Annotated in this window: 29 protein-coding genes; 24 read left to right on the top strand and 5 right to left on the bottom strand. The window is 68.2% G+C overall.

The features are described 5' to 3' along the window. The 16 genes from DMC64_RS32820 (at position 1) to DMC64_RS32745 (ending at position 12,874) form a co-directional block, all read left to right on the top strand. Positions 1-1,074, top strand: a complete 1,074-nt coding sequence (locus tag DMC64_RS32820; RefSeq protein ID WP_125736666.1) for an amidohydrolase family protein — start codon at positions 1-3, stop codon at positions 1,072-1,074. Between the two features lie 45 nt (positions 1,075-1,119). Continuing rightward, entirely contained in the window at positions 1,120-1,869 is a 750-nt protein-coding gene (locus DMC64_RS32815) for a CPBP family intramembrane glutamic endopeptidase (protein ID WP_081975901.1), read from the top strand. A 57-nt stretch (positions 1,870-1,926) separates the two neighbouring features. Next, positions 1,927-2,745, top strand: coding sequence for a CPBP family intramembrane glutamic endopeptidase (locus tag DMC64_RS32810; protein ID WP_038509862.1), 819 nt, complete (start codon positions 1,927-1,929; stop codon positions 2,743-2,745). Positions 2,746-2,916: 171 nt separating this feature from the next. Further along, positions 2,917-3,363 (top strand): 30S ribosomal protein S16, encoded by a 447-nt coding sequence (gene rpsP, locus DMC64_RS32805; protein ID WP_037342314.1) that lies wholly within the window; start codon positions 2,917-2,919, stop codon positions 3,361-3,363. Beyond that, the gene (locus DMC64_RS32800; protein ID WP_003103110.1) at positions 3,360-3,599 is read left to right on the top strand and encodes an RNA-binding protein; all 240 of its coding nucleotides are present in this window, start codon (positions 3,360-3,362) and stop codon (positions 3,597-3,599) included. Before rpsP ends, DMC64_RS32800 begins: the two co-directional genes overlap by 4 nt. A gap of 16 nt (positions 3,600-3,615) precedes the next feature. After that, positions 3,616-4,128 (top strand): ribosome maturation factor RimM, encoded by a 513-nt coding sequence (gene rimM / locus DMC64_RS32795; RefSeq protein WP_037342315.1) that lies wholly within the window; start codon positions 3,616-3,618, stop codon positions 4,126-4,128. Continuing rightward, entirely contained in the window at positions 4,128-4,892 is a 765-nt protein-coding gene (trmD, locus tag DMC64_RS32790) for a tRNA (guanosine(37)-N1)-methyltransferase TrmD (RefSeq protein WP_125736665.1), read from the top strand. The genes rimM and trmD overlap by 1 nt, the downstream gene beginning before the upstream one ends. 160 nt (positions 4,893-5,052) lie before the next feature. Further along, positions 5,053-5,421 (top strand): 50S ribosomal protein L19, encoded by a 369-nt coding sequence (gene rplS, locus DMC64_RS32785; RefSeq protein ID WP_005154717.1) that lies wholly within the window; start codon positions 5,053-5,055, stop codon positions 5,419-5,421. Between the two features lie 31 nt (positions 5,422-5,452). Continuing rightward, a complete protein-coding gene (gene lepB, locus DMC64_RS32780) occupies positions 5,453-6,382 on the top strand; it encodes a signal peptidase I (protein ID WP_016336230.1) in 930 nt (309 codons plus the stop codon). 58 nt (positions 6,383-6,440) lie between these two features. Next, complete coding sequence (locus tag DMC64_RS32775) at positions 6,441-7,220, top strand: ribonuclease HII (RefSeq protein ID WP_125736883.1); 780 nt, start codon at positions 6,441-6,443, stop codon at positions 7,218-7,220. Further along, entirely contained in the window at positions 7,217-7,540 is a 324-nt protein-coding gene (locus DMC64_RS32770; protein ID WP_003096226.1) for a DUF2469 domain-containing protein, read from the top strand. The genes DMC64_RS32775 and DMC64_RS32770 overlap by 4 nt, the downstream gene beginning before the upstream one ends. A gap of 242 nt (positions 7,541-7,782) precedes the next feature. Further along, positions 7,783-8,169 (top strand): YraN family protein, encoded by a 387-nt coding sequence (locus DMC64_RS32765; protein WP_125736664.1) that lies wholly within the window; start codon positions 7,783-7,785, stop codon positions 8,167-8,169. Beyond that, positions 8,170-9,681, top strand: coding sequence for a YifB family Mg chelatase-like AAA ATPase (locus tag DMC64_RS32760; protein WP_125736663.1), 1,512 nt, complete (start codon positions 8,170-8,172; stop codon positions 9,679-9,681). Beyond that, a complete protein-coding gene (gene dprA / locus DMC64_RS32755) occupies positions 9,678-10,817 on the top strand; it encodes a DNA-processing protein DprA (RefSeq protein ID WP_125736662.1) in 1,140 nt (379 codons plus the stop codon). The genes DMC64_RS32760 and dprA overlap by 4 nt, the downstream gene beginning before the upstream one ends. A 105-nt stretch (positions 10,818-10,922) precedes the next feature. Next, a complete protein-coding gene (locus tag DMC64_RS32750) occupies positions 10,923-11,918 on the top strand; it encodes a tyrosine recombinase XerC (protein WP_125736661.1) in 996 nt (331 codons plus the stop codon). Positions 11,919-11,938: 20 nt separating this feature from the next. Further along, positions 11,939-12,874, top strand: a complete 936-nt coding sequence (locus DMC64_RS32745) for a FliA/WhiG family RNA polymerase sigma factor (RefSeq protein WP_199755174.1) — start codon at positions 11,939-11,941, stop codon at positions 12,872-12,874. Positions 12,875-13,078: 204 nt separating this feature from the next. Here DMC64_RS32745 and DMC64_RS32740 read toward each other — a convergent pair whose 3' ends face one another. Then, the gene (locus tag DMC64_RS32740; protein ID WP_125736659.1) at positions 13,079-13,684 is read right to left on the bottom strand and encodes a murein hydrolase activator EnvC; all 606 of its coding nucleotides are present in this window, start codon (positions 13,682-13,684) and stop codon (positions 13,079-13,081) included. A 382-nt stretch (positions 13,685-14,066) separates the two neighbouring features. Here DMC64_RS32740 and rpsB point away from each other — a divergent pair, with 382 nt between their 5' ends. The 5 genes from rpsB (at position 14,067) to DMC64_RS32715 (ending at position 18,198) form a co-directional block, all read left to right on the top strand. Then, on the top strand, positions 14,067-14,939 hold the full coding sequence (gene rpsB / locus DMC64_RS32735) for a 30S ribosomal protein S2 (protein WP_007032886.1): 873 nt from the start codon (positions 14,067-14,069) through the stop codon (positions 14,937-14,939). Positions 14,940-15,031: 92 nt separating this feature from the next. Then, entirely contained in the window at positions 15,032-15,856 is an 825-nt protein-coding gene (gene tsf / locus DMC64_RS32730) for a translation elongation factor Ts (protein ID WP_125736658.1), read from the top strand. Between the two features lie 93 nt (positions 15,857-15,949). Next, a complete protein-coding gene (pyrH, locus tag DMC64_RS32725; protein ID WP_005154669.1) occupies positions 15,950-16,693 on the top strand; it encodes a UMP kinase in 744 nt (247 codons plus the stop codon). Between the two features lie 51 nt (positions 16,694-16,744). Then, a complete protein-coding gene (gene frr, locus DMC64_RS32720; RefSeq protein WP_037342323.1) occupies positions 16,745-17,302 on the top strand; it encodes a ribosome recycling factor in 558 nt (185 codons plus the stop codon). Further along, on the top strand, positions 17,302-18,198 hold the full coding sequence (locus DMC64_RS32715) for a phosphatidate cytidylyltransferase (protein WP_037342324.1): 897 nt from the start codon (positions 17,302-17,304) through the stop codon (positions 18,196-18,198). Before frr ends, DMC64_RS32715 begins: the two co-directional genes overlap by 1 nt. 11 nt (positions 18,199-18,209) lie before the next feature. Here the strand turns inward: DMC64_RS32715 and DMC64_RS32710 are convergent, their stop codons facing one another. After that, positions 18,210-19,055: a VOC family protein gene (locus DMC64_RS32710; RefSeq protein WP_037342325.1), complete on the bottom strand. Its 846-nt coding sequence runs from the start codon at positions 19,053-19,055 to the stop codon at positions 18,210-18,212. A 115-nt stretch (positions 19,056-19,170) separates the two neighbouring features. On the opposite strand from DMC64_RS32710, the gene DMC64_RS32705 reads away from it, so the two are divergent. Then, positions 19,171-20,007: a class I SAM-dependent methyltransferase gene (locus DMC64_RS32705; RefSeq protein WP_125736657.1), complete on the top strand. Its 837-nt coding sequence runs from the start codon at positions 19,171-19,173 to the stop codon at positions 20,005-20,007. Here the strand turns inward: DMC64_RS32705 and DMC64_RS32700 are convergent. After that, positions 19,953-20,564 carry a PadR family transcriptional regulator gene (locus tag DMC64_RS32700; protein ID WP_037342635.1) on the bottom strand — a complete coding sequence of 204 codons (612 nt, stop codon included), beginning with the start codon at positions 20,562-20,564 and terminating at the stop codon, positions 19,953-19,955. The two genes, DMC64_RS32705 and DMC64_RS32700, sit on opposite strands and share 55 nt — an antisense overlap. A 176-nt stretch (positions 20,565-20,740) precedes the next feature. Between DMC64_RS32700 and rlmN the strand changes: the two genes are divergently transcribed. Together rlmN and DMC64_RS32690 are read left to right on the top strand one after the other, a co-directional pair. Beyond that, positions 20,741-21,847, top strand: a complete 1,107-nt coding sequence (gene rlmN / locus DMC64_RS32695; protein WP_016336213.1) for a 23S rRNA (adenine(2503)-C(2))-methyltransferase RlmN — start codon at positions 20,741-20,743, stop codon at positions 21,845-21,847. A gap of 33 nt (positions 21,848-21,880) precedes the next feature. Then, positions 21,881-22,153: a hypothetical protein gene (locus DMC64_RS32690; protein ID WP_125736656.1), complete on the top strand. Its 273-nt coding sequence runs from the start codon at positions 21,881-21,883 to the stop codon at positions 22,151-22,153. A gap of 6 nt (positions 22,154-22,159) precedes the next feature. Here DMC64_RS32690 and DMC64_RS32685 read toward each other — a convergent pair whose 3' ends face one another. Together DMC64_RS32685 and DMC64_RS32680 are read right to left on the bottom strand one after the other, a co-directional pair. Then, positions 22,160-25,978: a tetratricopeptide repeat protein gene (locus tag DMC64_RS32685; RefSeq protein ID WP_125736655.1), complete on the bottom strand. Its 3,819-nt coding sequence runs from the start codon at positions 25,976-25,978 to the stop codon at positions 22,160-22,162. A 20-nt stretch (positions 25,979-25,998) separates the two neighbouring features. Further along, on the bottom strand, positions 25,999-26,328 hold the full coding sequence (locus DMC64_RS32680; RefSeq protein ID WP_125736654.1) for a trypco2 family protein: 330 nt from the start codon (positions 26,326-26,328) through the stop codon (positions 25,999-26,001). Between the last annotated feature and the right edge of the window lie 55 nt (positions 26,329-26,383).

The raw sequence follows: 26,383 nt of genomic DNA, 5'->3' as shown, positions 1-26,383 counted from the left end.
GTGGAGGCGCTGCACCTGGCGGGTGTCGTCCTGCCGGACGGCGAGCACCGTGAGCTGTGGGTCACCGGCGGCCGGATCACGACCGAACCGGTGGCCGGGGCGGAAACCGTTGTCCGGGAAGGCTTTCTCGTTCCCGGACTGGTCGACGCGCATTGCCATCCCGGTATCGGGGTCGGTGGCGCGACCACCCTCGAAGAGGCCGCCGAGCAGGCGATCACCGATCGCGACGCCGGGACGCTGCTGATCCGCGACTGCGGGCTGCCGATCGACGTCCGGCCGCTGCAGGAGCGGGCCGACCTGCCGCGGATCATCCGCGCCGGACGGCATCTCGCCCTGCGCAAGCGCTACATCCCCGGCCTGGGTATCGAACTCGAGGACCCTTCGGAGCTGCCGAAGGCGGTCGCCGAACAGGCCCGTGACGGCGACGGCTGGGTCAAGCTCGTCGGCGACTGGATCGACCGGGGGATCGGCGATCTCGCGCCGCTCTGGCCCGACGACGTCCTCGCCGAGGCCATCGCCGCCGCGCACGCCGAGGGCGCCAAGGTGACGGCGCACGTGTTCGGCCAAGCCGCGTTGCCCGGTCTCATCGACGCGGGGATCGACTGCCTCGAACACGGCACGGAGCTCTCGTCCGACCAGTTGGGCGTCCTCGCCGAGCGCGGTATCGCGCTCGTGCCGACCCTGATCAACATCGAGAACTTCCCCGGCATCGCGGACAAGGCGGGCAAGTACCCGGTGTACGCGGACCACATGCGGGCGCTGCACGCCGGCGTGGGGGAGATGGTGTCGACGGCGATCGAGGCGGGTGTCCGGGTGTACGCGGGAAGCGACGCGGGCGGCATGGTCGAGCACGGCAGGCTCGTCGACGAGATCGAGGCATTGCACAAGGCGGGCATGTCCGCGGAGCAGGCGCTGGCTTCGGCTTCATGGGCGGCTCGCGACTGGCTCGGCGTGCCGGGAATCGTCGACGGCGCCTCGGCCGACCTGCTCGTTTACCCGTCCGATCCGCGTGAGGATCTCGCGGTGCTCCGCCATCCGAGCCACATCGTGCTGCGTGGCAAGATCTACGCCTGACCCGACTCCACGTGTGACCGGAGCGGTACCTAGCGTGGAGGCGTGGTGGACGACGGGCAGGCTCGCGAGCGTCTGGTGCTCGGAGCGCACTGGGGTTTCGTAGCGTTCTTCGCGGGCATCGCCGGATACCACCTCGTCACGCTCGTCATGAGCTTCCTGATGTCGGGCCGCTTCGGCGGCTACGACCCGCTCGAACTCCGTGACGTCGGCCCGCTGCTGATCCTCGCGTTCCTGCCGACCCTCGTGCTCGGACTCGGCCCTGTGGTCGGTTCACACGTCTGGGGGCAGGGGCTTCGCACGGACTTCGGGCTCAAACCCACGTGGCGCGACGTCCGGATCGGGCTCGCCTGCGGAGCCGCCGCGCTCGCCGCCGGCTACCTCCTCAACCTGCTCCTGCTGGCCGTCTACGGGACCGACAGCGACGACAGGACCTTCTCCGACGTCTCGCCCGGACCGATCACCGAACTGTCGGGAACCACCGAAGGCGACACGATCTGGCTGGTGCTGGCCGCGGTCATCGTCGTCCTCGCCGCTCCGGTCACCGAAGAACTGCTCTTCCGCGGCACGCTGTGGAACGCCATGGGCTTCCATCGCCTGCCTTCCTGGGTGATCCTGCTGGTCACCGCGCTGGTGTTCGCCCAGTTGCACGGGGAGGCCGCGCGCACGATCGCGTTGTTCGGCCAGGGGATCGCCATCGGCCTGGCCCGTTATCTGTCGGGCCGGGTGAGCGCGTCCGTGATCGCGCACGCGGCCAACAACCTCCCACCGGCTGTATTGCTCTTCGCGGCGAGGTGATCGCCGGTCCAGGCGGTTAGAGTCTTTGAGTAACCGAACGATCACCGGAGGATCGGCGTGACCGTATCTCAGCCCAGGGAGCCGATCCCCGAGGCGGCGCCGCCGGACGAACTCCCAGAAGAAGTCATTGCCGGAGGTGAGGTGGCCGCGCCCGACACGCCACCGCCGCATCGCTGGGGATTCGGGGCCTTCCTTCTGGTGGAGGCCGTCCTGCTGGCGTCGGCGGCGTTCATCAGCGTCCTGCTCGGCGACGTCCAGCCCGGTCAGCCCCTGCCGATGCGCATGGTGCTGCTGGGCACCATGCTGCCGACGATGATCGCGGCGGGCGTGGCGCTGCTGATCACCCGGCTGCGGGGCAACGGCCCGTTCATCGACCTGCGGATCGGCTGGAGCTGGGCCGACGTCAAGGTCGGCCTCAAACTCGGGGTGCTCGGGCTCGGGTTCACTTCCCTCGCCGCTTGGGCCTGGACGCAGGTCGTGGGCAACGAGAACGCGACCTCGGCGATCAGCGCGCTCGTCGAGGACCGGCGGATGTCGGTCTCGGCCGCCGTCGTCATGTTCATCTACCTGTGGCTGGTCGGGCCGATCTGCGAGGAGATCATCTACCGCGGCCTGCTCTGGGGTGCGGTGGAGCGGCTGACCTGGCGCACCGAACGCTGGGGGAGGATCGCGGCGTTCCTGGTCTCCACGGCGGTTTTCGCGGCGAGCCACCTCGAACCGCTGCGCACGACGTTGCTGCTGGTGATCGCGATCCCGATTGGGCTGGCCAGGGTGTTCACCGGGCGGCTGCTCGGCAGCGTGGTCGCCCACCAGGTGAACAATTTCCTCCCGGCCGTGACGATCCTGCTCGCCTCGCTCGGGATAGCCGCGTTCTGACAGCCAGTTAGCGCCGGAAAAAGCGTGTCTGGCAGAATGTACGCTTGCCTGCTTTGGCCGGACCCTCTCACCGCGCCCGAGCTCACCCTTCGGGTGTGCGCAGCCGTGTCCCCACTCGGCTGGCGTGCGCCTTCCACATGCATCAGAGAGAACTGAGGAGTACCCACACCCGTGGCCGTCAAGATCAAGCTGCAGCGTCTCGGCAAGATCCGTGCGCCGTACTACCGCATCATCGTCGCCGACGCGCGCACCCGCCGTGATGGCAAGGCCATCGAGACGATCGGCAAGTACCACCCCAAGGAAGAGCCGAGCTTCATCGAGGTCGACACCGAGCGGGCCCAGCACTGGCTGTCCGTCGGCGCCCAGCCGACCGAGCCGGTCCAGCGCATCCTCGAGATCACCGGTGACTGGCAGAAGTTCAAGGGCCTGCCGGGCGCCGAGGGCACCCTGAAGGTCGCCGAGCCGAAGCCGTCGAAGCAGGACCTGTTCAACGCCGCGCTCGCGGCCGCCGGTGACTCGGCCTCCGCCGAAGCCACCACGCCGAAGAAGAAGTCCGCCCCGAAGAAGGCCGAGGCCGAGAAGGCCGAAGCCGCCGAGGGTGACAAGGCCGAGGCGTGAGCTTCCTCGCTGACTCCCTCGAGCACCTGGTGCGCGGGATCGTCGACAACCCGGACGAGGTCCGGGTCGAGCTGCTGACCACTCGCCGTGGCCGCACGCTCGAGGTGCACGTGCACCCCGACGATCTCGGCAAGGTGATCGGCCGGGGCGGTCGTACCGCGACCGCCCTGCGCACCGTCATGGGCGGTATCGGTGGCCGCGGCGTCCGCGTGGACGTCGTCGACACCGATCGCTGACCAAGGACTGAACGGGATGGACGTCGTAGTCGGCCGGATCGCCAAGGCGCACGGAATCCGCGGGGAACTCGCGGTGGACGTGCGCACGGACTCGCCGGAACAGCGGTTCGCGGTCGGTTCGGCCGTCACGACGAAGCTGCGTGACGGCAGCAGCAGAGACCTCACCATCGCAGCCGCCCGCGAACACAGCGGGCGGCTGCTGGTGCGTTTCGAAGAGGTGCTGACCAGGGACGTCGCGGAAACCCTCCGCGGCGCGCTGCTGATCGCCGACACCTCGACGCTGCCGCCGACCGAAGACCCCGACGAGTTCTACGACCACGAACTCGAAGGCCTGCGGGCCGAACTGGCCGACGGCACCGTCGTCGGCAAGGTGCTCGAAATCGTGCATTCGCCCGCCGGCGAACTGCTGTCGATCGAGCACGACGGACGCGAGGTGCTGGTGCCGTTCGTGAAGGCGATCGTCCCGGCCGTCGACGTCGCGGGCGGCCGCGTGGTCCTCGACCCGCCGGAAGGCCTGCTGGACGCCTGATGCGCCTCGACGTCGTCACGATCTTCCCCGAATACCTCGACCCGCTCCGCGCCGCGTTGCTCGGGCGCGCGATCGACCGCGGCCTCATCGAGGTCGGCGTCCACGACCTGCGGAACTGGACGCACGACGTCCACCGCGCCGTCGACGACGCCCCGTACGGCGGCGGGCCCGGCATGGTGATGAAACCGCAGGTCTGGGGTCCCGCCCTGGACGAGGTCTGCGGCGAGAACACCCGCCTCGTGGTCCCGACCCCCGCCGGACGGCCCTTCACCCAGGCCATGGCCCACCAGTACGCCGCCGAGGAACACCTGGTGTTCGCCTGCGGCCGCTACGAGGGCATCGACCAGCGGGTGATCGACGACGCCGCGCGGCGGATGCCCGTCGACGAGGTCTCCATCGGCGACTACGTGCTGGTCGGCGGCGAGGCGGCGGTGCTGGTGATGGTCGAGGCCGTCGTCCGGCTGCTGCCCGGGGTGCTCGGCAACTCCCGCTCCGCCGAGGAGGACTCGTTCTCCGACGGGCTGCTCGAAGGCCCCAGCTACACCCGGCCGGAGGTCTGGCGCGACCTGGCCGTACCCGACGTACTGCGTTCGGGAAACCACGCGCTGATCGACCGCTGGCGCCGCGACCAGGCGCTGGAACGCACCGTCCGGCGCAGGCCCGAACTGATCGGCCTGCTGCCGGAAGGTAGTCTCGACAAGCACGATCTCAAGGTCCTCGACCGGTTGGACGAGGGCAGCGACCAGGCCGGGTCAACCACCTGAGTCCTGGTCTGCAATACTTGACAGGTTGGCGTGAGTGGACGCGCGGCTTCGCAGCCGGCGCCGTACACCGGAACGCCATCAGCCCCCGGGTAGGTCGCAGTGCCCGACACTGCGCGCCCAAGCTGCACGTAAGCCATACGAAGACGAGGACGGACCACCGATGAACACCCTGGACGCGCTGGACGCGCAGTCACTGCGTTCCGACATCCCGGACTTCCGACCGGGCGACACGCTCAAGGTTCACGTCCGCGTCATCGAGGGCAACCGCGAGCGCAACCAGATCTTCCAGGGCGTCGTGCTGCGTCGCCAGGGCGGCGGCATCCGCGAGACCTTCACGGTCCGCAAGGTGTCGTTCGGCATCGGCGTGGAGCGCACCTTCCCGGTGCACTCGCCGAACATCGCCGAGGTCGAGGTCTTCAAGCGCGGTGACGTCCGCCGGGCGAAGCTGTACTACCTCCGCGAGCTGCGCGGCAAGGCCGCCAAGATCAAGGAACGCCGCGAAAACCGCGAGACGACCTCCGCCAAGTAGGTAGCCACTCGGTTACAGGTAACCTGGCGTCGTGGTCGAACCCGTGTCCCAGAACACCTCCGAAGACGAGCCCGATCGCCCCGAAGAGGAGCGCCCCACGCGGGCCTCCCGCCGGGGCCGATCCGGTTCCAAGAAATTCGGCAAGGTCAACAAGAAGCGGTCGTTCTGGAAGGAACTGCCGATCCTGATCGTCGTCGCGCTCGTGCTGACGATCTTGATCCAGCAGTTCCTCGCCAAGGTCTACATGATCCCCTCGGGGTCGATGGAGACCACTTTGCACGGCTGCTCGGGATGCACGGGCGACCGGATCCTGGTCGACCGGATCACGTACGACTTCACCGATCCCGCCCCGGGCGACGTGGTGGTCTTCAAGGGCCCGCCCGCCTGGGTCGGCGAGATCGACACGCCGGAGTCCAGCAACATCTTCGTCACCGGATTCCGCACGCTGGGTTCCCTGATCGGGTTCGCGCCGCCGGACGAGCGCGACTTCGTCAAGCGGATCATCGCGGTCGGCGGCCAGACGGTCCAGTGCTGCGACAACAACCGCGTCGTCGTCGACGGCAAGGCACTCGACGAGCCGTACGTCCACTGGGAAGAGGGCATGGCCCCCACCGAGCGGACGTTCGAGCCGGTCAAGGTGCCCGCCGGCTACGTCTGGGTGATGGGCGACAACCGCAACAACTCCAGCGACTCCCGTATCCAGGGTGGCGGTGGGGTCAACGGTGCCGTCCCGGTGGACAACATCATCGGCAAGGCACGGGTCATCGTGCTCCCGCCCGGCCGCTGGGGTGGCGTTTCGGACCACAACCCGCAGGCGAACGCTCAGCCGCTGGCGCTCGGCGCCCCGGCTTGGCAGCAAGGGCTCCCGTTGGGAGTCGGTATCGCCGCGGCGTGGCCCGTGCTCTTCCTCGGCAGGCGGATGTCGGCCGGAGTGCGCAAGGCGGTCGACCGGAGGCGGTAAGGCCTTGAGAGTTCCTGTACCGCTCACACCGGCCGAGCCGCTTCGGCCGCCGCGGGCAGTGGTGCGTGGCGACCTTTTCTGGGGTTTGCAGGGTGCGCTGGACCGGCGGGGCCTCGGGCCTGTCGCCGGAGTCGACGAGGCAGGGCGCGGTGCTTGCGCCGGCCCGCTCGTCGTGGCCGCCTGCGTCCTGCGTCCCGGAGACGCCGCCCGCCTGTCCGAGCTCACCGACTCGAAGGTGCTCACGGCGAAGGCTCGCGACCGGGTGTACGACCGGGTCGTCCAGCGTGCGGTCGACTACTCGGTCATCGTGATCCCGGCGGCCGAGGTCGATCTGTTCGGCATCCACGTCATGAACCTCGAAGGCATGCGGCGAGCCGTTTCGGCGCTGCGGAACACGCCCGGCTACGTCCTGACCGACGGATTCCGCGTGTCCGGGCTGCCCGCCCCGAGCGTTCCGGTGATCAAAGGGGACAAGGCCGTCGCGTGCGTGGCGGCGGCTTCCGTGCTGGCGAAGGTCACCAGGGACCGGATCATGGGCGACCTGCACGACGTCCATCCGCACTACGGTTTCGACGTGCACAAGGGGTACAGCACCACCGACCACAGCGCCGCGCTGAACACTCACGGTCCGAGTCCGGTCCATCGCTGGTCGTACGCCAACGTGGCCACCGCGGCCGCCGCGCACCGGGTGCGGCCGCCTCACCCGGTCGTGCTGACCGTCGCGGCACTGGAAAACCCGAGCGTGCCGATACGTGCCCTCGGCCCGTACGTGGGTAACAATGAACGCTCCGCCGCTGGAACAGCAGCAAAATCGCGAGGAGGGGCGCGGATTTCATGAGCGCAGAGGATCTCGAGAAGTACGAGACCGAGATGGAGCTCTCGCTTTACCGCGAGTATCGCGACATAGTCGGCCAGTTCTCGTACGTGGTGGAGACCGAGCGGCGGTTCTATCTTGCCAACGCGGTCGACGTGCAGGTGCGCGACGGCGGCGGCGAGGTGTACTTCGAGGTCCGCATGTCGGACGCCTGGGTCTGGGACATGTACCGGCCCGCCCGGTTCGTCAAGCACGTCCGGGTCATCACGTTCAAGGACGTGAACGTCGAGGAGCTCGACAAACCGGATCTCCGGCTGCCGGAAGACGGACCGTTCTCCGGCTGATCCCCTGAGTACGTGAAGGCCCCCTTCACGGCGCTGACCGCCGTGAAGGGGGCCTTCACGTATCCACCCGGGGGCACCTAGCACAGCCCACCGACGATTCCGCCCGCCAAGCCCCCATGACGGCCGAACCATCCACAACACCCCGGTTGTCCACAGGTGCCGAAATCGGGTCTGTCCCCAACCCCCTCACCCTGGCAGCGTCGATCGCACACGCACTGTGACGATCGCTGAGGGGGATCGAGATGACGAGCATCGCCGAACAGCCGCCCGCCGGGGCACCACGGATCGAACTGGGCCGCTGGGGTGAGGACCTCGCGGTCCGGCATCTGGAGAAGAGGGGCTATGTCGTCCTGAGCCGCAACTGGCGTTGTCGTGACGGCGAACTGGACCTCATCGCGACCGACAGGAAGCGCCTCGTCTTCTGCGAGGTGAAGACGAGGACGGGGCTGGGTTTCGGCACCCCGGCCGAGGCGGTGACCCCGGACAAGGCGGATCGCATCCGCCGTCTCGCTTACCAATGGCAGCGCAAGTTCATGCTCCGCTGGGCCCCGGTCCGCTACGACATCATCGCGATCGTCGCCTCGCCCGACGCCCCGCCCCGGGTGCGGCATATCAAGGCGGCGTTCTGAATGGCGCTGGCGAAGACCTGGTCGGTCGCGCTTCTCGGCGTCGAGGGCCGGATGATCGAGATCGAGGCCGATATCGGCGGCGGATCGCCGAAGGTGACGATGGTCGGCCTGCCCGATACGGGGCTGAAAGAGGCCAAGGACAGAGTCCGTTCCGCCGTGCGCAATTCCGGGCGGACCTGGCCGGACGAGAGGGTGATCCTCGGCCTGTCGCCGGCGAATCTCCCGAAGGTGGGGTCCGGCTACGACCTGGGGATCGCGGCGGCGGTCATGGCCGCCACCGGCGCGGTCCCCGCCACGAAGCTGCTGAACACCGTGCTGCTCGGTGAGCTCGCCCTCGACGGCCGGGTACGGGCGGTCCGCGGGGTCCTGCCGGGGCTGTTGGCGGCGCGCGATGCCGGGTACAGCCGGGCCGTCGTCCCCGCCGAGTCGCTGTTCGAAGCCGCTCTCGTGGACGGACTGGAGGTCGGCGGAGTGGCGCGGCTGAGCGACTTCGTGGACTGGCTCAAGGGCGAAGGGGAGCTCACCCTCCCCGAACCGTCCGTCCTCCAGGCGCCGCCACAGGTACCCGACCTCGCCGACGTCGTGGGGCAGCCGGAAGCGCGATGGGCGCTGGAGGTGGCCGCGGCCGGTGGGCATCACCTGCTCATGACCGGCCCGCCCGGGGTGGGCAAGACGATGCTCGCGAAACGCCTGCCCGGTCTGCTTCCCCGATTGACCGCCGAAGAGTCGCTGCAGGTGACAGCGGTGCATTCGATCGACGGTTCGCTCTCCCGCGCCGAACCGCTGGTCACCGTGCCGCCGTTCGTCGCGCCACATCATTCGATCAGCGTGCCCGCGCTGATCGGCGGCGGAAGCGGCCTGGCCGTACCCGGCGCGATCAGCCGCGCGCACCGGGGAATCCTGTTCCTCGACGAGGTGTGTGAATTCGGCCCGGAGCGGCTGGAGTCGCTGCGCACGGTGCTCGAAGAGGGCGAAGTGCGGATCGCGAGGGTCAAGGGCGCCGTGCGGTACCCGGCGCGCTTCCAGCTGGTGCTGGCGACCAACCCCTGCCCTTGCGCCCCGGCGAAGGACGCCGACTGCACGTGCTCGGCGACCGTGCGGAGGCGCTACTTGGGCCGCCTGTCCGGGCCATTACTCGATCGGGTGGATCTGCGGGTTCGGCTGCGCCCGCTGTCCGCGCTCAGCGCGCATCTGAGCGAGCCGCCCGAGGCGTCGGCGGCCGTCCGGGAGCGGGTGCTGGAGGCACGTGAGCGCGCCGGGAAACGGTGGGCGGAGCAAGGCTGGCTCACGAACGCGGAAGTGCCCGGTCCCGCGCTGCGCCGGGAGTTCGCCCTGCCGTCGCAGGTCACGGCGCTGCTGGACCGCGCCTTGGAGCGGGGCGCGATCACCGCGCGCGGCGCCGACCGCTGCCTTCGCATCGCTTGGACGCTCGCCGATTTGAAGGGGGCCGACAAACCGGAGCCGGACGAGGTCGCGGCAGCGCTGAACTTCCGGGAGAGGTCATCCGGATGAGTGAACTCGAAGCCGAACGCCTCGCCCGGTCGTACCTCCTGCGTGTGGCCGAGCCCCCGGCACCCGCTTTGGCCGGTTTCGTGGGCGAATTCGGCCCTGTCGTCGCCGCGGAACGGGTGCGTCGCGCCGACTGCCCGCCGAAGGTGCGTGACGAAACGGCCGCCCGGCGAGCGCACGACTACGCCGAGCGGGATCTGGAGCGCGCCGCGGCCGACGAGACCAGGCTCGTCATCCCCGAAGACGACGAATGGCCTGCGTGGCCGTTGCTTTCGCTGGCCGTGGCGCAGGGCAGGGGCGTTTCCGGCATGGCGCCTCCGCTGGCGTTGTGGGTCCGCGGCCCGGTCAGGCTCGGCGAAGCGGTCGACCAGGCGATCGCGATCGTCGGCGCCCGCGCGGCGACCGGATACGGCGAGCACAACGCGGCCGAAGTGGGCTATCACCTCGCGAGCCGGGGGATCCCGGTGTTCTCGGGAGCGGCGTACGGCATCGACGGCGCGGCCCACCGGGGCGCGTTGAGCGCGGACGGGACGACGGTCGCCGTGCTCGGCTGTGGAGCCGACGTCGGGTACCCGGCGCAGCACGCGACGTTGTTGCGCAACATCGGAAAGGTCGGCGCGTTGGTCAGCGAGTACCCGCCGGGTACGACGCCCGCGAGGCATCGGTTCCTCGTCCGGAACAGGCTCATCGCGGCGCTCACCGAAGGGACCGTCGTGGTCGAGGCGGGCAGGCGCAGCGGCGCGCGGAACACCGCGACCACGGCCGGGGCCCTGGGCAAGGTCGTGATGGCCATGCCGGGGCCGGTCTCGTCCGGGATGTCCGCCGGCTGCCACGCGCTGATCCGCGAAGGCGAGGCAACGCTGGTGACCTCGGTCGACGAGATCCTCGAGACCGCTGGACGGTTCGGGGCGGAGGGAGCGGATCCGGCGAAACCTCGCCGCCGCACCGATCGGCTCGGTCCGGAGGCGCTGCGCGTGCACGACGCGCTGTCCACCCGGTCGGCCAGACCCGAGGAAAGGCTCGCGGCCGAGTCGGGCATCCCGGTCGAGCGCGTCCGCTCGCTGCTTCCCGAACTGGAGCTCGACGGCTTCGCGGAAAGGAGTGACACAGGGTGGCGAAAACGGACCGCCAAGACCTGACTGGCCTACACCTGAGACGCCATCCCGGCACGATCCGACCACGGACACCGCAACAGGGTGCGGCGATACTTGACCATCCGCCGTACATCGCGCAGCGTGATCGGCATGCCGTCGACCGAAGGTCCCCACGGCACGGGGAAACGCGCCCGCAGACCCGATCTGCGCGCCGCCCGTGCCGCGCTGCCGGAGCCTGTCCGGAAGCTGATCGACGACTACGAGCGGCACCTTTCCCTGGAACGCGGGCTGTCCGCGCACACCGTGCGTGCCTACCTCGGCGACATCGTGTCGCTGATGGGATTCGTGGACGGGAACGGCCGCCGGTTCGAGGATCTCGACATCGGGACACTGCGCGGCTGGCTCGCCCGGCAACGCGAGGAAGGGGCAAGCCGGACGACGCTGGCGAGGCGTGCGGCGGCGGCCCGCACCTTCACCGCCTGGGCCCACCGAGGTGGAGCGCTCGCGTCGGATCCAGGCGGACGGCTGGTGGCGCCACGCGCGCATCGCAAGCTTCCCGGGGTCCTCCGCGCGGAGCAGGCGAGTGACGTCATGCGCTTCTCAGCCGCCGGTGCCGAACAGCGCGACCCGGTGGCTTTGAGGGACAGTGCCATTGTGGAACTGCTCTACGCGACCGGCGTACGGGTCTCGGAACTGTGCGGGCTGGATGTGGGCGACGTCGACTTCTCCCGCCGGGTCGTGCTCGTGCTGGGCAAGGGCGGCAAGGAACGTGTCGTGCCGTTCGGCGTCCCCGCCGAAACGGCCTTGCGGGCATGGCTGGACGAGGGCAGGGGAAAGCTCGCCGTCGAAACGAAGGAGCCGGGGAAAGCGGCGCTCTTCCTGGGGGCTCGGGGCGGCAGGCTCGACCCGCGGACGGCCCGGCGGATCGTCCACGACGCCGTCGGTTCGGTGCCGGGCGCGAACGACATGGGGCCGCACGGCCTGAGGCATTCCGCGGCCACCCATCTGCTCGAAGGCGGCGCTGATCTTCGAAGCGTTCAGGAACTGCTTGGTCACGCTACGCTGGCTACAACGCAGCTCTACACTCATGTGACCGTCGATCGGCTGAAGGCGATCCACGACCGCGCGCACCCCCGGGCCCGATGATGCCGGGGAGAACTCGGCAGGTGACCCCGCGGCCCGGACCGGCGGCGCACGCGCATCCGCACGAGCACGGAGACCACGCTGAGTCGCATGCTGAGAACGGCGATCCGATGACCGCCGACCCACATGTCACCGAAGCCGCCGGGAAACATCGTCCCGGCGGGGACGGTCCTGCCGTCGCACCCGAAGCACGGTCCGGCTACGAAGTGGACGCCGGGATCCAGGCGCTGTGGCGGCAGTTCACCGAGTCGCCGGACCAGGTCGTGCGCGACCGGCTCGTGCTGCACTACGCCCCGCTCGTCAAGTACGTCGCCGGCCGGGTGGGCACCGGGCTGCCGACCCACGTCGACGTCGGTGACCTGATCCAGTCCGGGATCTTCGGCCTGGTCGACGCGATCGAGAAGTTCGAACCCGCCAGGGGCCTGCGGTTCGAGACCTACGCCATGCAGCGCATCCGCGGCGCGATCCTCGACGATCTCCGTTCCCAGGACTGGGTCCCCAGGGCGGTCCGCAGCAAGGCTCGCGAGGCCGAGCGCGCCTTGGAACGCCTCGGCGCCCGGCTGAACCGCACACCGACCGACGCCGAACTCGCGGCCGAGCTCGAAATCAGCGTCGACGATCTGCGCGAGTTCTACGGGCAGTTGCAGCTGACCAGCGTCATCGCACTGGAAGACCTCGTCGCCGCGGGCAAGGACAGCGGCTCGCTGGTCGACACCCTGCCCGACGACGGCGCCGTCGACCCGGTGGCCGTCCTGGTCGACCAGGACAACCGCCGCCAGCTGGCGCAGGCGATCGCACAGCTCACCGAACGCGACCGGATCGTGGTCGGGCTCTACTACTTCGAGAGCCTGACGCTCGCCGAGATCGGCAAGGTCCTCGGCGTCACCGAGTCACGGGTCAGCCAGCTGCACACCCGCGCCGTCATGCGACTGCGCGCCAAACTGGTCGAGCAGGCCTAGCCCCAGTCGTCACGGCGAGTTCCGCCTCCAATCACGCGTGTTCGCTCCCCAATCACGTGTGTTCCGCCTCCAATCACGTGTGTGCGCCGTCCGATCACGCGTGTCCTCCGCCAACACACGCCGATCACAGCACCTTGCGTTGCGGAGAAGGAGCACGTGGAGACACCGAGGCTCGGCTGCCCGAGCCCGTTCCGTAACGGTCACTCAATCTCCTTCCCACGGTTTGAGCCGGATCTCGGACGGCTCGCCGATCAACGCGAGCGGATCGACGTACTCCTCACCCCGCCGGACGCCGAAATGCAGGCACGCCGCCTCCGGACAGCCGGGATGTCCGGCCGCGAGCGTCCCGAGCACCTGCCCGCGGTAGACCTGATCACCCGCGGTGACCGTCGGGGCGAGCGGTTGGTAGGTGGTGCGAAGCCCTCCGTCGTGGTCGATCGACACCACGCCGCGGCCCGCCACCTGCCCGGCGAACATCACCACTCCCTCGGCGGCCGCGAGCACATTCGTGCCCGGTGCCGCGGCGAGGTCGACGCCTCGATGGCCGGGCCCGTATGGCGTCGAGGGCGGCTCGAAGTACCTGGTGACGCTCGGTACCGGTGAGAGCGGCCAGGAGAGCCGCCCTTGCGGGGAGGGCGCGCCTCTGGCCGTTCCCGGCATCGCCGCCGACGCGAAGATCGCGAGCACTGTCGCGAGGATCGCGAGGCGCGGAAGCCGCCGAGGGCGCCCAGGGCGGCGGTGCCTCCCGCCGGTGCGGTCGAGAGCGAAGGAGTGCCTGGTGACAGGGCGGGAACAGGTCGTCATGGTCATGTGTTCCAGGCTGGGGGACCGGCGTGGCGGGCGGGGCGCGCCGAGGGAATCTGTGGATAACCGAGGCGGTTGTGGACAACCCCTCTCATCAGGGGCTGCCGGTGCGGTACCCGGTGGCGACAGGGAGTAGACTCTTTTGCGCGGTCCGCGGCAGCGGACTGACTTCGCGTGCACGTGCGCGCTCCCGATGGCCGATCTCCTCACGGAGGGTCAGGACAGACGGGGGCACACGGCCCGGCGGTCCTTGAGGTCACTTCGCCACAGGGTCCGGGCCCGAGCATCGGCACCAGGGCGATCGGCCACCCGGCCGAGAGCGACGAACCGAGCAAGCGCGTTCCGGCGGAGCCGGGCGCGCACGACACAGAAGAGGTTGATTCCGGCAATGGCCGTCGTCACCATGAAGCAGCTGCTCGACAGCGGCGTGCACTTCGGGCACCAGACCCGTCGGTGGAACCCGAAGATGAAGCGCTACATCTTCACCGAGCGCAACGGCATCTACATCATCGACCTGCAGCAGACGCTGACGTACATCGACCGTGCGTACGAGTTCATCAAGGAAACCGTCGCGCACGGCGGCACCATCATGTTCGTCGGCACGAAGAAGCAGGCTCAGGAAGCCATCGCCTCCGAGGCCTCGCGCGTGGGCATGCCCTACGTGAACCAGCGCTGGCTCGGCGGCATGCTGACCAACTTCCAGACGGTGCACAAGCGTCTCCTCCGCCTGAAGGAGCTCGAGTCGCAGGAGCAGACCGGTGGTTTCGCCGGCCTGACCAAGCGCGAAATCCTCACGCTCACCCGTGAGAAGGACAAGCTCGAGAAGACCCTCGGCGGTATCCGCGACATGGCCAAGGTGCCGAGCATCGTGTGGATCGTCGACACGAAGAAGGAGCACATCGCCGTCGGCGAGGCTCGCAAGCTGAACATCCCGGTCGTCGCGATCCTGGACACCAACTGCGACCCGGACGAGGTCGACTACCCGATCCCGGGTAACGACGACGCGATCCGTTCGGCCGCGCTGCTGACCAAGGTCGTGGCCGAGGCCGCCGCCGCCGGTCTGATGGCCCGCTCCAGCCGCAACGGTTCCTCCGCCGACGCCAAGCCCGAGGCGGGCGTCGCCACGGACGAGCCGCTGGCCGAGTGGGAGAAGGAGCTGCTCGCCGGCTCCGAGACCGCCGCCGCGGACGCCAAGGAAGCCGCCGCCGCGACCGACGCGCCGACCGAGGCCCCGGCCGAGCAGGCCACCGCCTCCTCCTGATCCACCCGCTCGTGGGGCCGCCTCCGGGCGGCCCCACGAGTGAATTCCCCAAAAGACTTTCTCGTACCTGAAAAAGGACGGACACACCCACGATGGCGAACTACACCGCCGCAGACGTGAAGCGTCTCCGGGAGCTGACCGGCTCCGGCATGATGAACTGCAAGAAGGCGCTGGAGGAGAACGACGGCGACTTCGACAAGGCCGTCGAGTTCCTGCGCATCAAGGGCGCCAAGGACGTCGGCAAGCGCGCCGAGCGCGCCACCGCCGAGGGCCTCGTCGCCGGTGACGGCGGCGTGCTGATCGAGCTCGACTCCGAGACCGACTTCGTCGCGAAGAACGAGGACTTCCAGGCCCTCGCCGCGAAGATCGTCGAGGTCGCGAAGGCCGAGAAGACCAGCGACGTCGAGAAGCTGAAGGCCGCCTCGCTCGACGGCAAGACCGTCGAGGAGCAGGTCCAGGAGCTGGCCGCCCGCATCGGCGAGAAGCTCGAGCTGCGCCGTGTCGCCGCTTACGAGGGCACCACCACCACGTACCTGCACCGTCGCGGTGCCGACCTCCCGCCCGCCGTCGGCGTGCTCATCGAGTACACCGGTGAGGGCGAGGAGGCCGCCGAGGCTGCTCGTGGCGCCGCCATGCAGGTCGCCGCGCTCAAGGCGAAGTACCTCACCCGCGAAGAGGTCCCGGCCGAGGTCGTCGAGAACGAGCGTCGCGTCGCCGAGGCGACCGCCCGCGAAGAGGGCAAGCCGGAGCAGGCCATGCCCAAGATCATCGAGGGCAAGGTCAACGCCTACTACAAGGACAACGTCCTGCTCGAGCAGCCGTCGGTCAAGGACAACAAGAAGACCGTCAAGGCCCTGCTCGACGAGGCCGGCGTGACCGTGAGCCGGTTCGCCCGGTTCGAGGTCGGCCAGGCCTGATCCAGGCGCGGAACACAAGAACCACCACTGTGCCCCGTCTCCGTCCATCGGGGACGGGGCACAGTCGGGTTTCAGAGCATTAGGGAGGGCGACATGGGTGTCCGGGTCGAAGGCGGATACCGGCGGGTGCTGCTGAAACTGGGCGGCGAGATGTTCGGCGGCGGTTCCATCGGGGTTGATCCGGATGTGGTGCACTCGGTCGCCCAGCAGATCGCCGACGTGGCGCGGACGGGCGTGCAGATCGCCGTCGTGATCGGCGGTGGCAACTACTTCCGCGGCGCGGAACTGTCGCAGCGCGGCATGGACCGCGACCGCGCGGACTACATGGCGATGCTCGGCACCGTCATGAACTGCCTGGCGTTGCAGGACTTCCTGGAGAAGGAGGGCCTGCCCACCCGGGTGCAGACCGCCATCACCATGGGGCAGGTCGCCGAGCCGTACATCCCGCGCCGCGCCGAGCGTCACCTGGAGAAGGGCCGCGTCGTCATCTTCGGCGCCGGAGTCGGCATGCCGTACTTCTCGACGGACACCGCCGCCGCGCAGCGCGCGCTCGAACTCGGCTGCGAAGCCGTCTTGATGGCGAAGGCCGTCGACGGCGTCTACACCGCGGACCCGAAGAGCGACCCGACCGCCGAGATGTTCCACGAGATCAGCCACCGCGAGGTGCTGGAACGGGACCTCAAGGTCGCCGACGCCACCGCGTTCAGCCTGTGCATGGACAACAACATGCCGATCATCGTGTTCAATCTCCTCACCGAGGGGAACATCGCCCGCGCGGTCAGCGGTGAAAGGATCGGCACCCTGGTCGACACCCCCGCCGACGGGGTGCCCGCGTAGTCCTGCTCTGATCTCCGTAATCGGTACGCATACACAACAACGGGAGTTGCCGTGATCGACGAGACCCTCCTCGACGCCGAGGAGAAGATGGAAAAAGCGGTGTCCGTCGCCAAGGAGGACCTGTCGTCGGTACGCACCGGCCGGGCCCACCCGGGGATGTTCTCGCGCGTTGTCGTCGACTACTACGGCGCGCCGACCCCGCTGAACCAGCTGGCGGGCGTCAACATCCCCGAAGCCCGGATGGCGTTGATCAAGCCTTACGACCAGAGCTCGCTCAACGCCATCGAGAAGGCGATCCGCGAGTCGGACCTCGGCGTCAACCCGAGCAACGACGGCAACGTGATCCGCATCGTCATCCCGCAGCTCACCGAAGAGCGCCGCAAGGAGATGGTGAAGGTCGCCAAGTCCAAGGGCGAGGACGCCCGCGTCTCGATCCGCAGCGTCCGCCGCAAGGCCAAGGAAGAACTCGACCGGATCAAGAAGGACGGCGAGGCGGGCGAGGACGAGGTCGTCCACGCCGAGAAGGAACTCCAGAACCTCACCGACACCTACACCCACAAGGTGGACGAGCTGGTGAAACACAAGGAAGCCGAGCTACTCGAGGTCTGATGAGCCAGGTGAGCGAGGAACGCGAGGATCGGGTGGAGAACCCGGAACCGGTTCCGGCGGAGAAGCCGGAACCGGCGCAAAAGGTTTCCCGCGCCGGCCGTAACCTGCCCGCCGCGATCGGGGTGGGGCTGCTGCTGGGCGCGGCGATCGTCACGTCCCTGCTCACCGTGCGCTTTCTGTTCATCGGCATCATCGCGATCGCCATCGCGGTCGGCACGATCGAGCTGGCCGGGGCACTGAAGCGCGCGGCGGGCATCCGGATCGCGCTGGTCCCGGTGCTCGTCGGCGGTCAGGCGATGATCTGGCTGGCCTGGCCGTATGGCCGCGAAGGCGCGTTGACGGCGTTCGTGCTGACGGTGCTCGTCTGCCTGCTGTGGCGGTTGCCCGGCGGCGCGGACGGGTATCTGCGCGACATCAGCGCGTCGGTCTTCGCCGCCGCGTACATCCCGCTTTTCGGCGCCTTCGCCGCCATGCTCGTCCCGCCGGAGGACGGCGTCGGCCGGGTGCTGGCGTTCATGATCGGCGTCGTCGCCTCGGACACCGGTGGCTACATCGCCGGTGTGCTGGGCGGTAAACACCCGATGGCGCCCACGATCAGCCCGAAGAAGACCTGGGAAGGTTTCGCCGGTTCCCTCGTGGCCGGTGTCGTCGCCGGCGCGCTGACCCTGAGCCTCCTGCTCGACGGCCACGCCTGGCAGGGTGTGCTGTTCGGCGCGGCGATCGTCTGCACGGCGACACTGGGCGATCTCGTCGAGTCGCTGATCAAACGCGACCTCGGCGTCAAGGACATGGGGAACATGCTGCCGGGACACGGCGGCTTGATGGACCGGCTCGACTCCTTGCTTCCTTCGGCCGTCGTCTCCTGGTTGCTGCTCTCGGCGTTCGTCCCCGTTTAGCCTCGGCCCGCTCAGTCGTCGTAGGGATCGTCGACTTCGGCGGTGCCCCAGCCTTCGACGGCCCGGGAGTGGTCGATCACGGCGAAGACCGAACCGTCCGGGTCGGCGAGGATCGCCATCCGGCCGTACGGGGTGTCGTAGGGCTGGACCACGACGGCACCGCCGAGCATCAACGCCTGTCCGGCCGCGGCGTCCGCGCCGCGAGCCGGATCCAGGGCGAGGTAGACCATCCAGTGCGGGGGAGTGTCCGGCCGGTATTCCGAGCCCATGACGTACCGGTACAGCACCGGTTCGTGCTCGATGAGCCATTCGGCGTAGTCGAGCGAGGCGCCGTCGCCGATCTGGTGGCTCGTGTAGTTGAAGAGGCGGCAGTAGAAGTGGTCCGCCGCCGCGCCGTCGTGGGTGTTGAGATCCGCGCCGCTGAAGGTGTTCGGCACCCCGGTCGCGAACTCCCAGGTGGCGGGCGGCTCCCAGAAGACGACGTGCGCGCCGCACGCGTCGATGGCGTGGACGATGCTGCCGCGATGGGGGATCGCCATCGGTCCGAGCGTGACCCGGCCACCGAGACTGTCCACCCATTCGGCGGCGGCGGCCGCCTGGGGCACCGAGATGTGGACGCTCCAGCCGGACGGTCCCTCCGCGCCCGCGCGGTACAGACCACCGGCCGGGACGCCGTTCAGCGTCGCGATCGAGTACCGGCCGGTCGGCGTCGCGGGATCACGCTGAACGGTGAACTCCCAGTCGAAAAGCCCGCTGTAGAAGGCTTGTGCGGCCGCTTCGTCTCTGCACGCGAGCTCGATCCAGCAGGGGATTCCCGAAGGTATGACGGAAGTGTGGGCGGCCGAGCCAAGCGACATGCGGTTCTCCCTTACCGGTGGGAGTAAAGTCTAGTCGCTGACCGCATTGTTTCCGTCAAAGATTTCGGCCCGGATACCCCGGAACCCGGCCCGGCGTCCCTTCGTTGGAGCTTCCGTGCGCTGGTTTCCCCGAGCCCTCTCCTCCCGCCGCGGCGGCGAGGAGGTGCTGCCGAGTCCGAACATCTGGTACTACCAAAAGGCCTACGAGGTCGAAAACCGCGCGCAGGACGTCGACGACGAGATCTGGCGGGTGCTCGCCGGGGCCCGCGATTGGTCCGGGGCGGACGTTCTGGACATCGGCTGTGGTGACGGTTTCCACCTGCCGCGCTTCGCCGCGACGGCGCGTTCGGTGGTCGGCGTCGAACCCCATGAGCCGCTCGTGCGTGACGCGCGGAACCGGGTGGAGCGGCTGGCGAACGTCGAGGTGCGGCAGGGGCGTGCGCAGCGGCTTCCCTTGCCGGACGCGGCTTTCGACGTCGTCCACGCCCGCACCGCGTACTTCTTCGGCCCCGGTTGCGAACCCGGTCTTCGCGAAGCGGAGCGGGTGCTGCGCCCGGGTGGGCTGATGATGATCGTGGATCTCGATGTGACGAGTGAGCCCTACGGCCGCTGGATGCGGCTGGATCTGCCGCACTACGACCCGCCCGGGGTCGAGAAGTTCTTCGCCCGTCAGGGATTCGACTGCCGCAAGGTGATGACGCGGTGGCTGTTCGAAGACGCCGCCGCGATGGAAGCGGTGCTGAAGATCGAGTTCAGCGCACCGGTCGCGGCGAAGGCGATCGCGGAGGTCCGGCGGCTCAACGAGGTTTCGTCAGGTGCCGGGGAGAAGCAGGTGACGCTGCCGGTGGGCTATCGCGTGCATACGCGTGCCAAGCCCACCGGCCTCGTCGTGCCGGATCACTCCGTGCCCTCGTCCGGGGTGGTGTCCTCGGCCTCGCCGAGGATGCCGTAGATCGTCCGGCGTGCCTCGTTGAGGACGTCGACGGTGCGGGCCTGCTGGCTTTCGCTGCCGGCGTGCATGACCTGCGCGACCGCCGCGGCCAGAGTCGCGCCCGCCTTGCGCAGGTTCACCTCGACCGGGTCGACGTCGTGGGCGATCTGCTCCCACGGCGGGACGGCGTCCTGCTGCTCGGCCGCGGTACGGCCGGATTCGGTGAGCTCGAACAGCTTCTTGCCGTTCTCGTCCTTGCTGATCACCAGGCCTTCGTCGGCCAGCATCTGCAGGGTCGGGTAGACCGAGCCGGGGCTCGGCTTCCAGAAGCCGCCGCTGCGTTCGCCGATCTCGCGGATGATCTCGTAGCCGTGCCTCGGCTGCTCGGAAAGCAGCGCGAGGATCGCGGCGCGGACGTCACCGCGTTTGCCGCGCCGTCCACCGGGGCCGCCGCGACGGCCGTGCCGATGCCGGTGGCCCGGTCCGCCGGGGCCCGGCGGGAAGTCGCCGAAGCCGCCGCGAGCCCAGGGCCCGAAGGCGGGGCGGCCGTGTTCTGGAGGGAAAGGTCGTCGTCGCATGATGTGAATCCTCTCTTCGTAATGTTCCGACTCGTTCACGATATATCGGAAACAGTCGTACGACAACCCCGGTCGTGTGAGCTGAGTCTCAGCGGCTTGTGACGCCGTGATCTGGGAGACAGTGATCCAGGGTGGGCCGGAGGCGCGAAAGGTGGACATGGGACACTGGGTGAGCTATGACTGCCCTCCCTCTCGTCTTCGACGCGCCCAAGCGCGGCCTCCCGCCGCGCCACCTCGCCGATCTCACCGCCGCCGAGCGGGCCGCGGCCGTCGCCGAGCTGGGTGAGAAGCCGTTCCGCGCGAAACAGCTTTCGAACCACTACTTCTCGCGGCTCACGGTGAACCCGGAGGAGATGACCGACATCCCGGCGGCGTCGCGGGAGAAGCTCGTCGGCGATCTGATGCCGACGCTGCTCACCGAGATCAAGGCGCTCGCCTGTGACGACGGGACCACCCGCAAGACCTTGTGGCGCGCGCACGACGGGACGCTGCTGGAGAGCGTGCTGATGCGCTACCCGGACCGCGCGACCCTGTGCATTTCGAGCCAGGCGGGCTGCGGCATGGCGTGCCCCTTCTGCGCGACCGGACAGGGCGGTCTCGACCGGAACCTGTCGACCGCGGAGATCGTCGACCAGGTCCGCTCCGCCGCCGCCGTGATGCGGGACGGGCTGATGCCCGGCGGTCCCGGCCGTCTGTCGAACATCGTCTTCATGGGGATGGGCGAGCCGCTCGCGAACTACAAGCGGGTGGTGGCGGCGGTCCGGCGGATCACCGATCCCTCGCCGGAGGGCCTCGGGATCGGTCAGCGTTCGGTGACCGTGTCGACGGTGGGTCTCGCGCCGGCGATCCGGAAGCTGGCGGACGAGAAGATGCAGGTGCGCCTGGCGGTTTCGCTGCACACGCCGGACGACGAACTGCGGGACACGCTGGTGCCGGTGAACGAGCGCTGGTCGGTGGACGAGGTCCTGTCCGCGGCCCGGTACTACGCGGACACTTCCGGCCGTCGCGTGTCGATCGAGTACGCGCTGATCCGGGACGTCAACGACCAGCCTTGGCGTGCCGAGCTGCTGGCGAAGCGGCTTCGTCAGCACCTGGGCCAGTTGGTGCACGTGAACGTGATCCCGCTGAACCCGACGCCGGGAAGCAAGTGGGACGCCTCGCCGAAGCCGGTGGAGCGGGAGTTCGTCCGGCTGGTGAACGCGGGCGGTGTGGCGTGCACGGTACGTGACACGCGTGGTCAGGAGATCGCGGCGGCGTGCGGTCAGCTCGCCGCCGAGAACTGAGTTCTTCCTTTCAGTGATGGAGATTTTGTCGTGATGTATGCCCCCAGCCTGTTGGATCCGGCTGCGGAGGAGCTGAAGCTCGCGGACGTGCTCGGCCATGGCGCGACCGGTGTCGCGCGCGAGGCCAGGACGTTGCTCGGTGAGCGATTCAGCTCGGTGACCTTCATGTACGTCCTGATGCGGGCGTTCGAGGTGGAGTACACGGCGGCGCGGGACGCTTCGCGCTGGCACGAGTTCCACGGCGGACCGTACGCGCTGTCGGACGCCGACCTCGAAGCCCTGCTGGCGCCCTGGCTCACCCGCTGACTCGCGCTAATCGGCTTGAGGCTGCTGTTCGTTGAGAACACGAAGTGAATGCTGAAGATCGCGCTCGTAGGTCGCGGGTTGGTGGTCGACCAGACCGCGCCAGATCTCGATTGCTTCGGTGATCGCCGTCGATCCTTCCTCCCGGCGTCCTGACGCGGCAAGGCTCACCGAAAGATTGTTCAATCCGGTCGCGAGGTTGCGAAGGTACATACGCGGCTGTCGCTCGGCGAGTTGACGCCATAAGGCAACCGCTTCGACGGTGAGGTCCAGCGCTTCATCGAGGCATCCCAGCTCGCCGAACCGGGTACCGAGGTTGCTCAAGCTCGACGCAAGGTCTGGTAGGTGGGCGTCGGGGTGTTGCTTTGTCAGCTGACGCAAGATGTCGACAGACTCCATGCTCGCGTCCAAAGCTTCTTCGTAGCAGTCCAGTTCTCTGAGCCGCACGGAGAAGCTGTTAAGGCTCGACGCGAGATCCGACAAGTAAGCTTCGGGTAGCTGCTTGGCCAGTTGACGACGAAGATCAACTGCTTCGGTGATCGCGGACAAAGCCTTTTCCGCTTGCCCGCACGCGCCCAGCACAATTGAGAGATTGTGCAAACAGACGGCGAGGCCTGGAGCGTCATTGTCCGGGTGCTCACGGGCCAGTTCTCGGTAGATCTCGACCCCTTCGGTGATCACGGCCAGTCCTTCCACCGCTCTTCCCGCGTGGTGCAATTGGGTGCCCATGCTGCTCAGGACAATGGCCAGGTGACGGAGACGGGGACCGGATTGCTCCAGGGTTGATCTGCGGCAAAGATCGGCTGCCTCCGAGATCGACTCCAGTGCTTCTTCCGAATACCCCAAGTCGTTCAGTCTGGCCGACTGGTTGTGCAAACTGGTGGCAAGATCGGAAAGGTGAGCTTCCGGTTGTCCTTCTGCCAGCCGCCTGATGATCTCGACCGCTTCGTTGGCATCCAGCAACCCTTCTGTGCCGTGCCCCAGGTCGCCCAGCCTGCCCGAACGGTTGTGCAAACTGGCGGAAAGCCCGCGAAGGTGGCTATCCGGCTGCTTGAGCACCAGCTGCCGGTAGAGGTCGACAGCCTCCGTGGCGATGGTTAGTGCCTCATCCAGATGCCCCATTTCTGCCAGCCGGGTGGACAAGCCGTTCAAGCTTTCCGCGAGGCCGGGCAGGTACATGTCAGGTTGTTCTTCCGCCTGATGACGCCGGATCTCGACCGCTTCGCGCGCCAGATCCAGTGCTTCCTCTATGTAGTGCATCGCACCTAGCTGCTGGGCGAAGCTGTGCAGACTGAAAGCGAGGTGGGTGAGATAGGGCTCGGAGTGATCACCAGCTGCTCGGCGGTGGAATTCGACCGCTTCCCGGGCAACGGCCAACGCCTCCTCGAGACGCCCCAAATCATGCAAACTAGCCGAATAGACGGTCAGGGCCATGGCCAGTTCGGGGAACTGTTTGTCGGGTTGTCGCTCGACCAAGTGGTGGAAATGTCCGATCGACTCCTCGGCGGCGGACAAGGCGTCGGCGAAGCGTCCGACTCTGCCCAGCTGGGTCGAAAGATTGGTCAAACTGCCGGCGAGTGTGTGCAGGTGTGCTTCAGGCCGAAGGTCGGCCAGAACTCGCCGGATCGCGACGGCTTGGACAATGGAGTCAAGGCTTTCCTCTTGGCGCCCGAGATGGGCGAGCCGAATCGACAGGTCGTTCAAAGCCACAGCCAGGCCATCGAGGTCGAGATAGAAATCGCTGCCCAGGCGGATGCTTCGATGTCGTTCCACCAGAGCACGAAGGACCGTGATGGCGAGGTCTCCGAGCACCAGGCTCTGTGTGGGAAAGCGCGCCGACAGCAGCCAGAGGAAGACGCGATCCGTATCGGGATTGGCGACAACTTCATCGAGGGCACGAAAGAGTGGTGCCGGGTCCTCGACCTGGTGGGCGATATCGACTGCCGCCAGCTGCATCACAGGGTGCTTGACGCACAGTGTGGTGACCGCACCACCGACTTGTGTCCCGAAGACAGCGTGCGCGGCCGCTCGAACAGCGTATGTGAGGATGCGCCGCATTTGCTCTTCGTCGGCCGCTGCGGCGAGAGAGTCGAGTACGCAGGGTCTGGTCACATCCATGAGTAGCCGGCCGATATGCCTCTCCGCAAGGCGATCGGGTGCCAGTCCTTCGAAACCGCCGTCGCTCGTCATGGGATACAGGTGCAGCAACCAGACGCGAAGAGAGTCGCGGCGGTCGCGGTCGAGATCGGCGACCGAAGGAATGTGTGCTAGTGCTTCATCGAGCTCTTCGACATTCCGCGGGGCGAGCAGCGTCGCAGCGGCGACGGCGTCGTCGAGCATTCCTGATGACGCATTGCTGACCAGATCGTGGGTGCCGGCTGTCCTTCGCCAGTATCCGCGTTCGTGGTCCAACAGTCGATCTTCGGGGCCGCGCGCTCCGTCGGCGGGCTTCCGTGCCGGTGTCGTGGCATCGAGAAGATCGGCGAGGGCTGTCATTTGGACGGCAAGGACCGTGTGACCGTGAATGTTCGGTGTCGGCTGAGTTGCCAGGATGACCGCGGCGGTCTTCCATTCGGCGGAGTCGAAGCGGGGGATCTGCGGGATCGCGGCCGAGAACGCGGTAAGCGCCGACCGGTAGCTGTCCCGGCGTGCGTCGTCAGTGTCATCCAAGACCGGCAGCTCTGCCACGTAGGCGGCCTCCACGAGGTCACGAAGTGCATCACGTTCGGCAGGCAAGTGATCCCACCATGCGCCCGCGGTCCGTGCGAGCAGCAGGACCTTTACCGGAGCGGGGGTGACACCCTGCGTCAGCACATCGGCCAGCGAAGCCAGTTGCGACGCCCGGGCTTCGGCGTAGTCGATCACTACCAGGGTCGGAGTTCGGACAGCGGTCAGCACTTGGAGCTGCTGCGTCGCGATACCGGAGGCCAGCCAGACCGTGGACCACCCATCACGAGCGAGGTCTTCGCCGAGTTGGTGGGCAAGACGGGTCTTTCCCTGTCCGCCGGGACCGTGTAGTAGCCAGATCCCTGTTCCCGGTTCGCTTGCCCACGCTTTCAGCCCGGTCAGGATCTCCTCACGGCCGTGGAAGGGAACGATGGCCCGCCGCGCCGGCAACAGCCCCGCGGGTGATGTCACCAGCCCTCCGTTCAAGGACCGGGCCGGGGAGTCGGTCAGCGATCGCAGTTCGATCCCGTGACACGCGACGAAGGCCACGTCGTCGTGTGTCGTGACGATCTTGGCGAACGTCGCATCCCGTAGCAGGATGGACGCGGGCACCGCTTCGAGCACCGTGTGTGCCCTGCCTCGCGGGTCGGTCGCGACAACCCCTGTCAGCAAGCCGCCGCAGAACAGCGCCGCTCCTGACAGCCCGCCCCACGGCGAGGCGCCTTCCGGCGGGTGACCCTGCAACCTCATCACATACCGGTCACCGACGATCCGATCTCCTGGATTGAGAGTCCCCGTCAGCTGCTCTACTTCAACCGGGAGACCTTGGCCTTGCACCAGGTTCGGCACGCCCCAGCACTCGCAGCTGATTCCCGGATGGTGCGTCACAGTTCGTCCCCACGAGACCCGGCCCGGTTCGAGCGCCGGCCAATCAGGGTCGAGCACCTCGAGCAACGCTGCGTCGTCCCGGCCTCCCGCAGTTCCGCGCCACACGACCTTGGCGGCGAACGTACCCTCACGGCCGGGCCGGAACACCGACGCGGACGAATCGACCTCTGCCACCACGTGGGCCGAGGTCAGCACCAGCCGCGGCGTGATGACGTACCCGGAACCGGGCCGGTCGTCCGGCCCGGTCACCGCAGCAACACGCTCCCATTCCACGTGCGACGCCCTTCCTGCGCTCAGCGGCCGATACGGCCCGACACGTCACCGGGGCCTTCCGGCCGGGTTCGGTCACCCGCGACCAAGAGGTCCGCGCCATCAGCGGCTCGCGGTGTCATCGTGACCTTCACCTTCTGAGTGCGCCCGTGGGCCAGACCACCTTCGGCGGCTCCCGAGACGACCCACGCCTTGAAACCGCTCTTCATTTTGGCGTCGCGTCGCAACTCCACCGAGAACTCCAGCTCGACGGACCCCACGACGAACTCCAAATCGGCCTCGGTGCGCCGGGCGGCAGCGTCCAGAAGCTCGTCGCGTACCGACGCCACGGCATCGGCGAGTTCGATTTCCACTGCGTCAGAATCGCATATACCCGCGACGCGGTATTCGGCGCACCATTCGATTGAT

Origin of the sequence: Amycolatopsis sp. WAC 04197 (assembly GCF_003947475.1) — a bacterium.
Taxonomy (GTDB): Bacteria; Actinomycetota; Actinomycetes; order Mycobacteriales; family Pseudonocardiaceae; genus Amycolatopsis; species Amycolatopsis japonica.
This window is presented reverse-complemented; position numbering and strand designations above follow the sequence as displayed.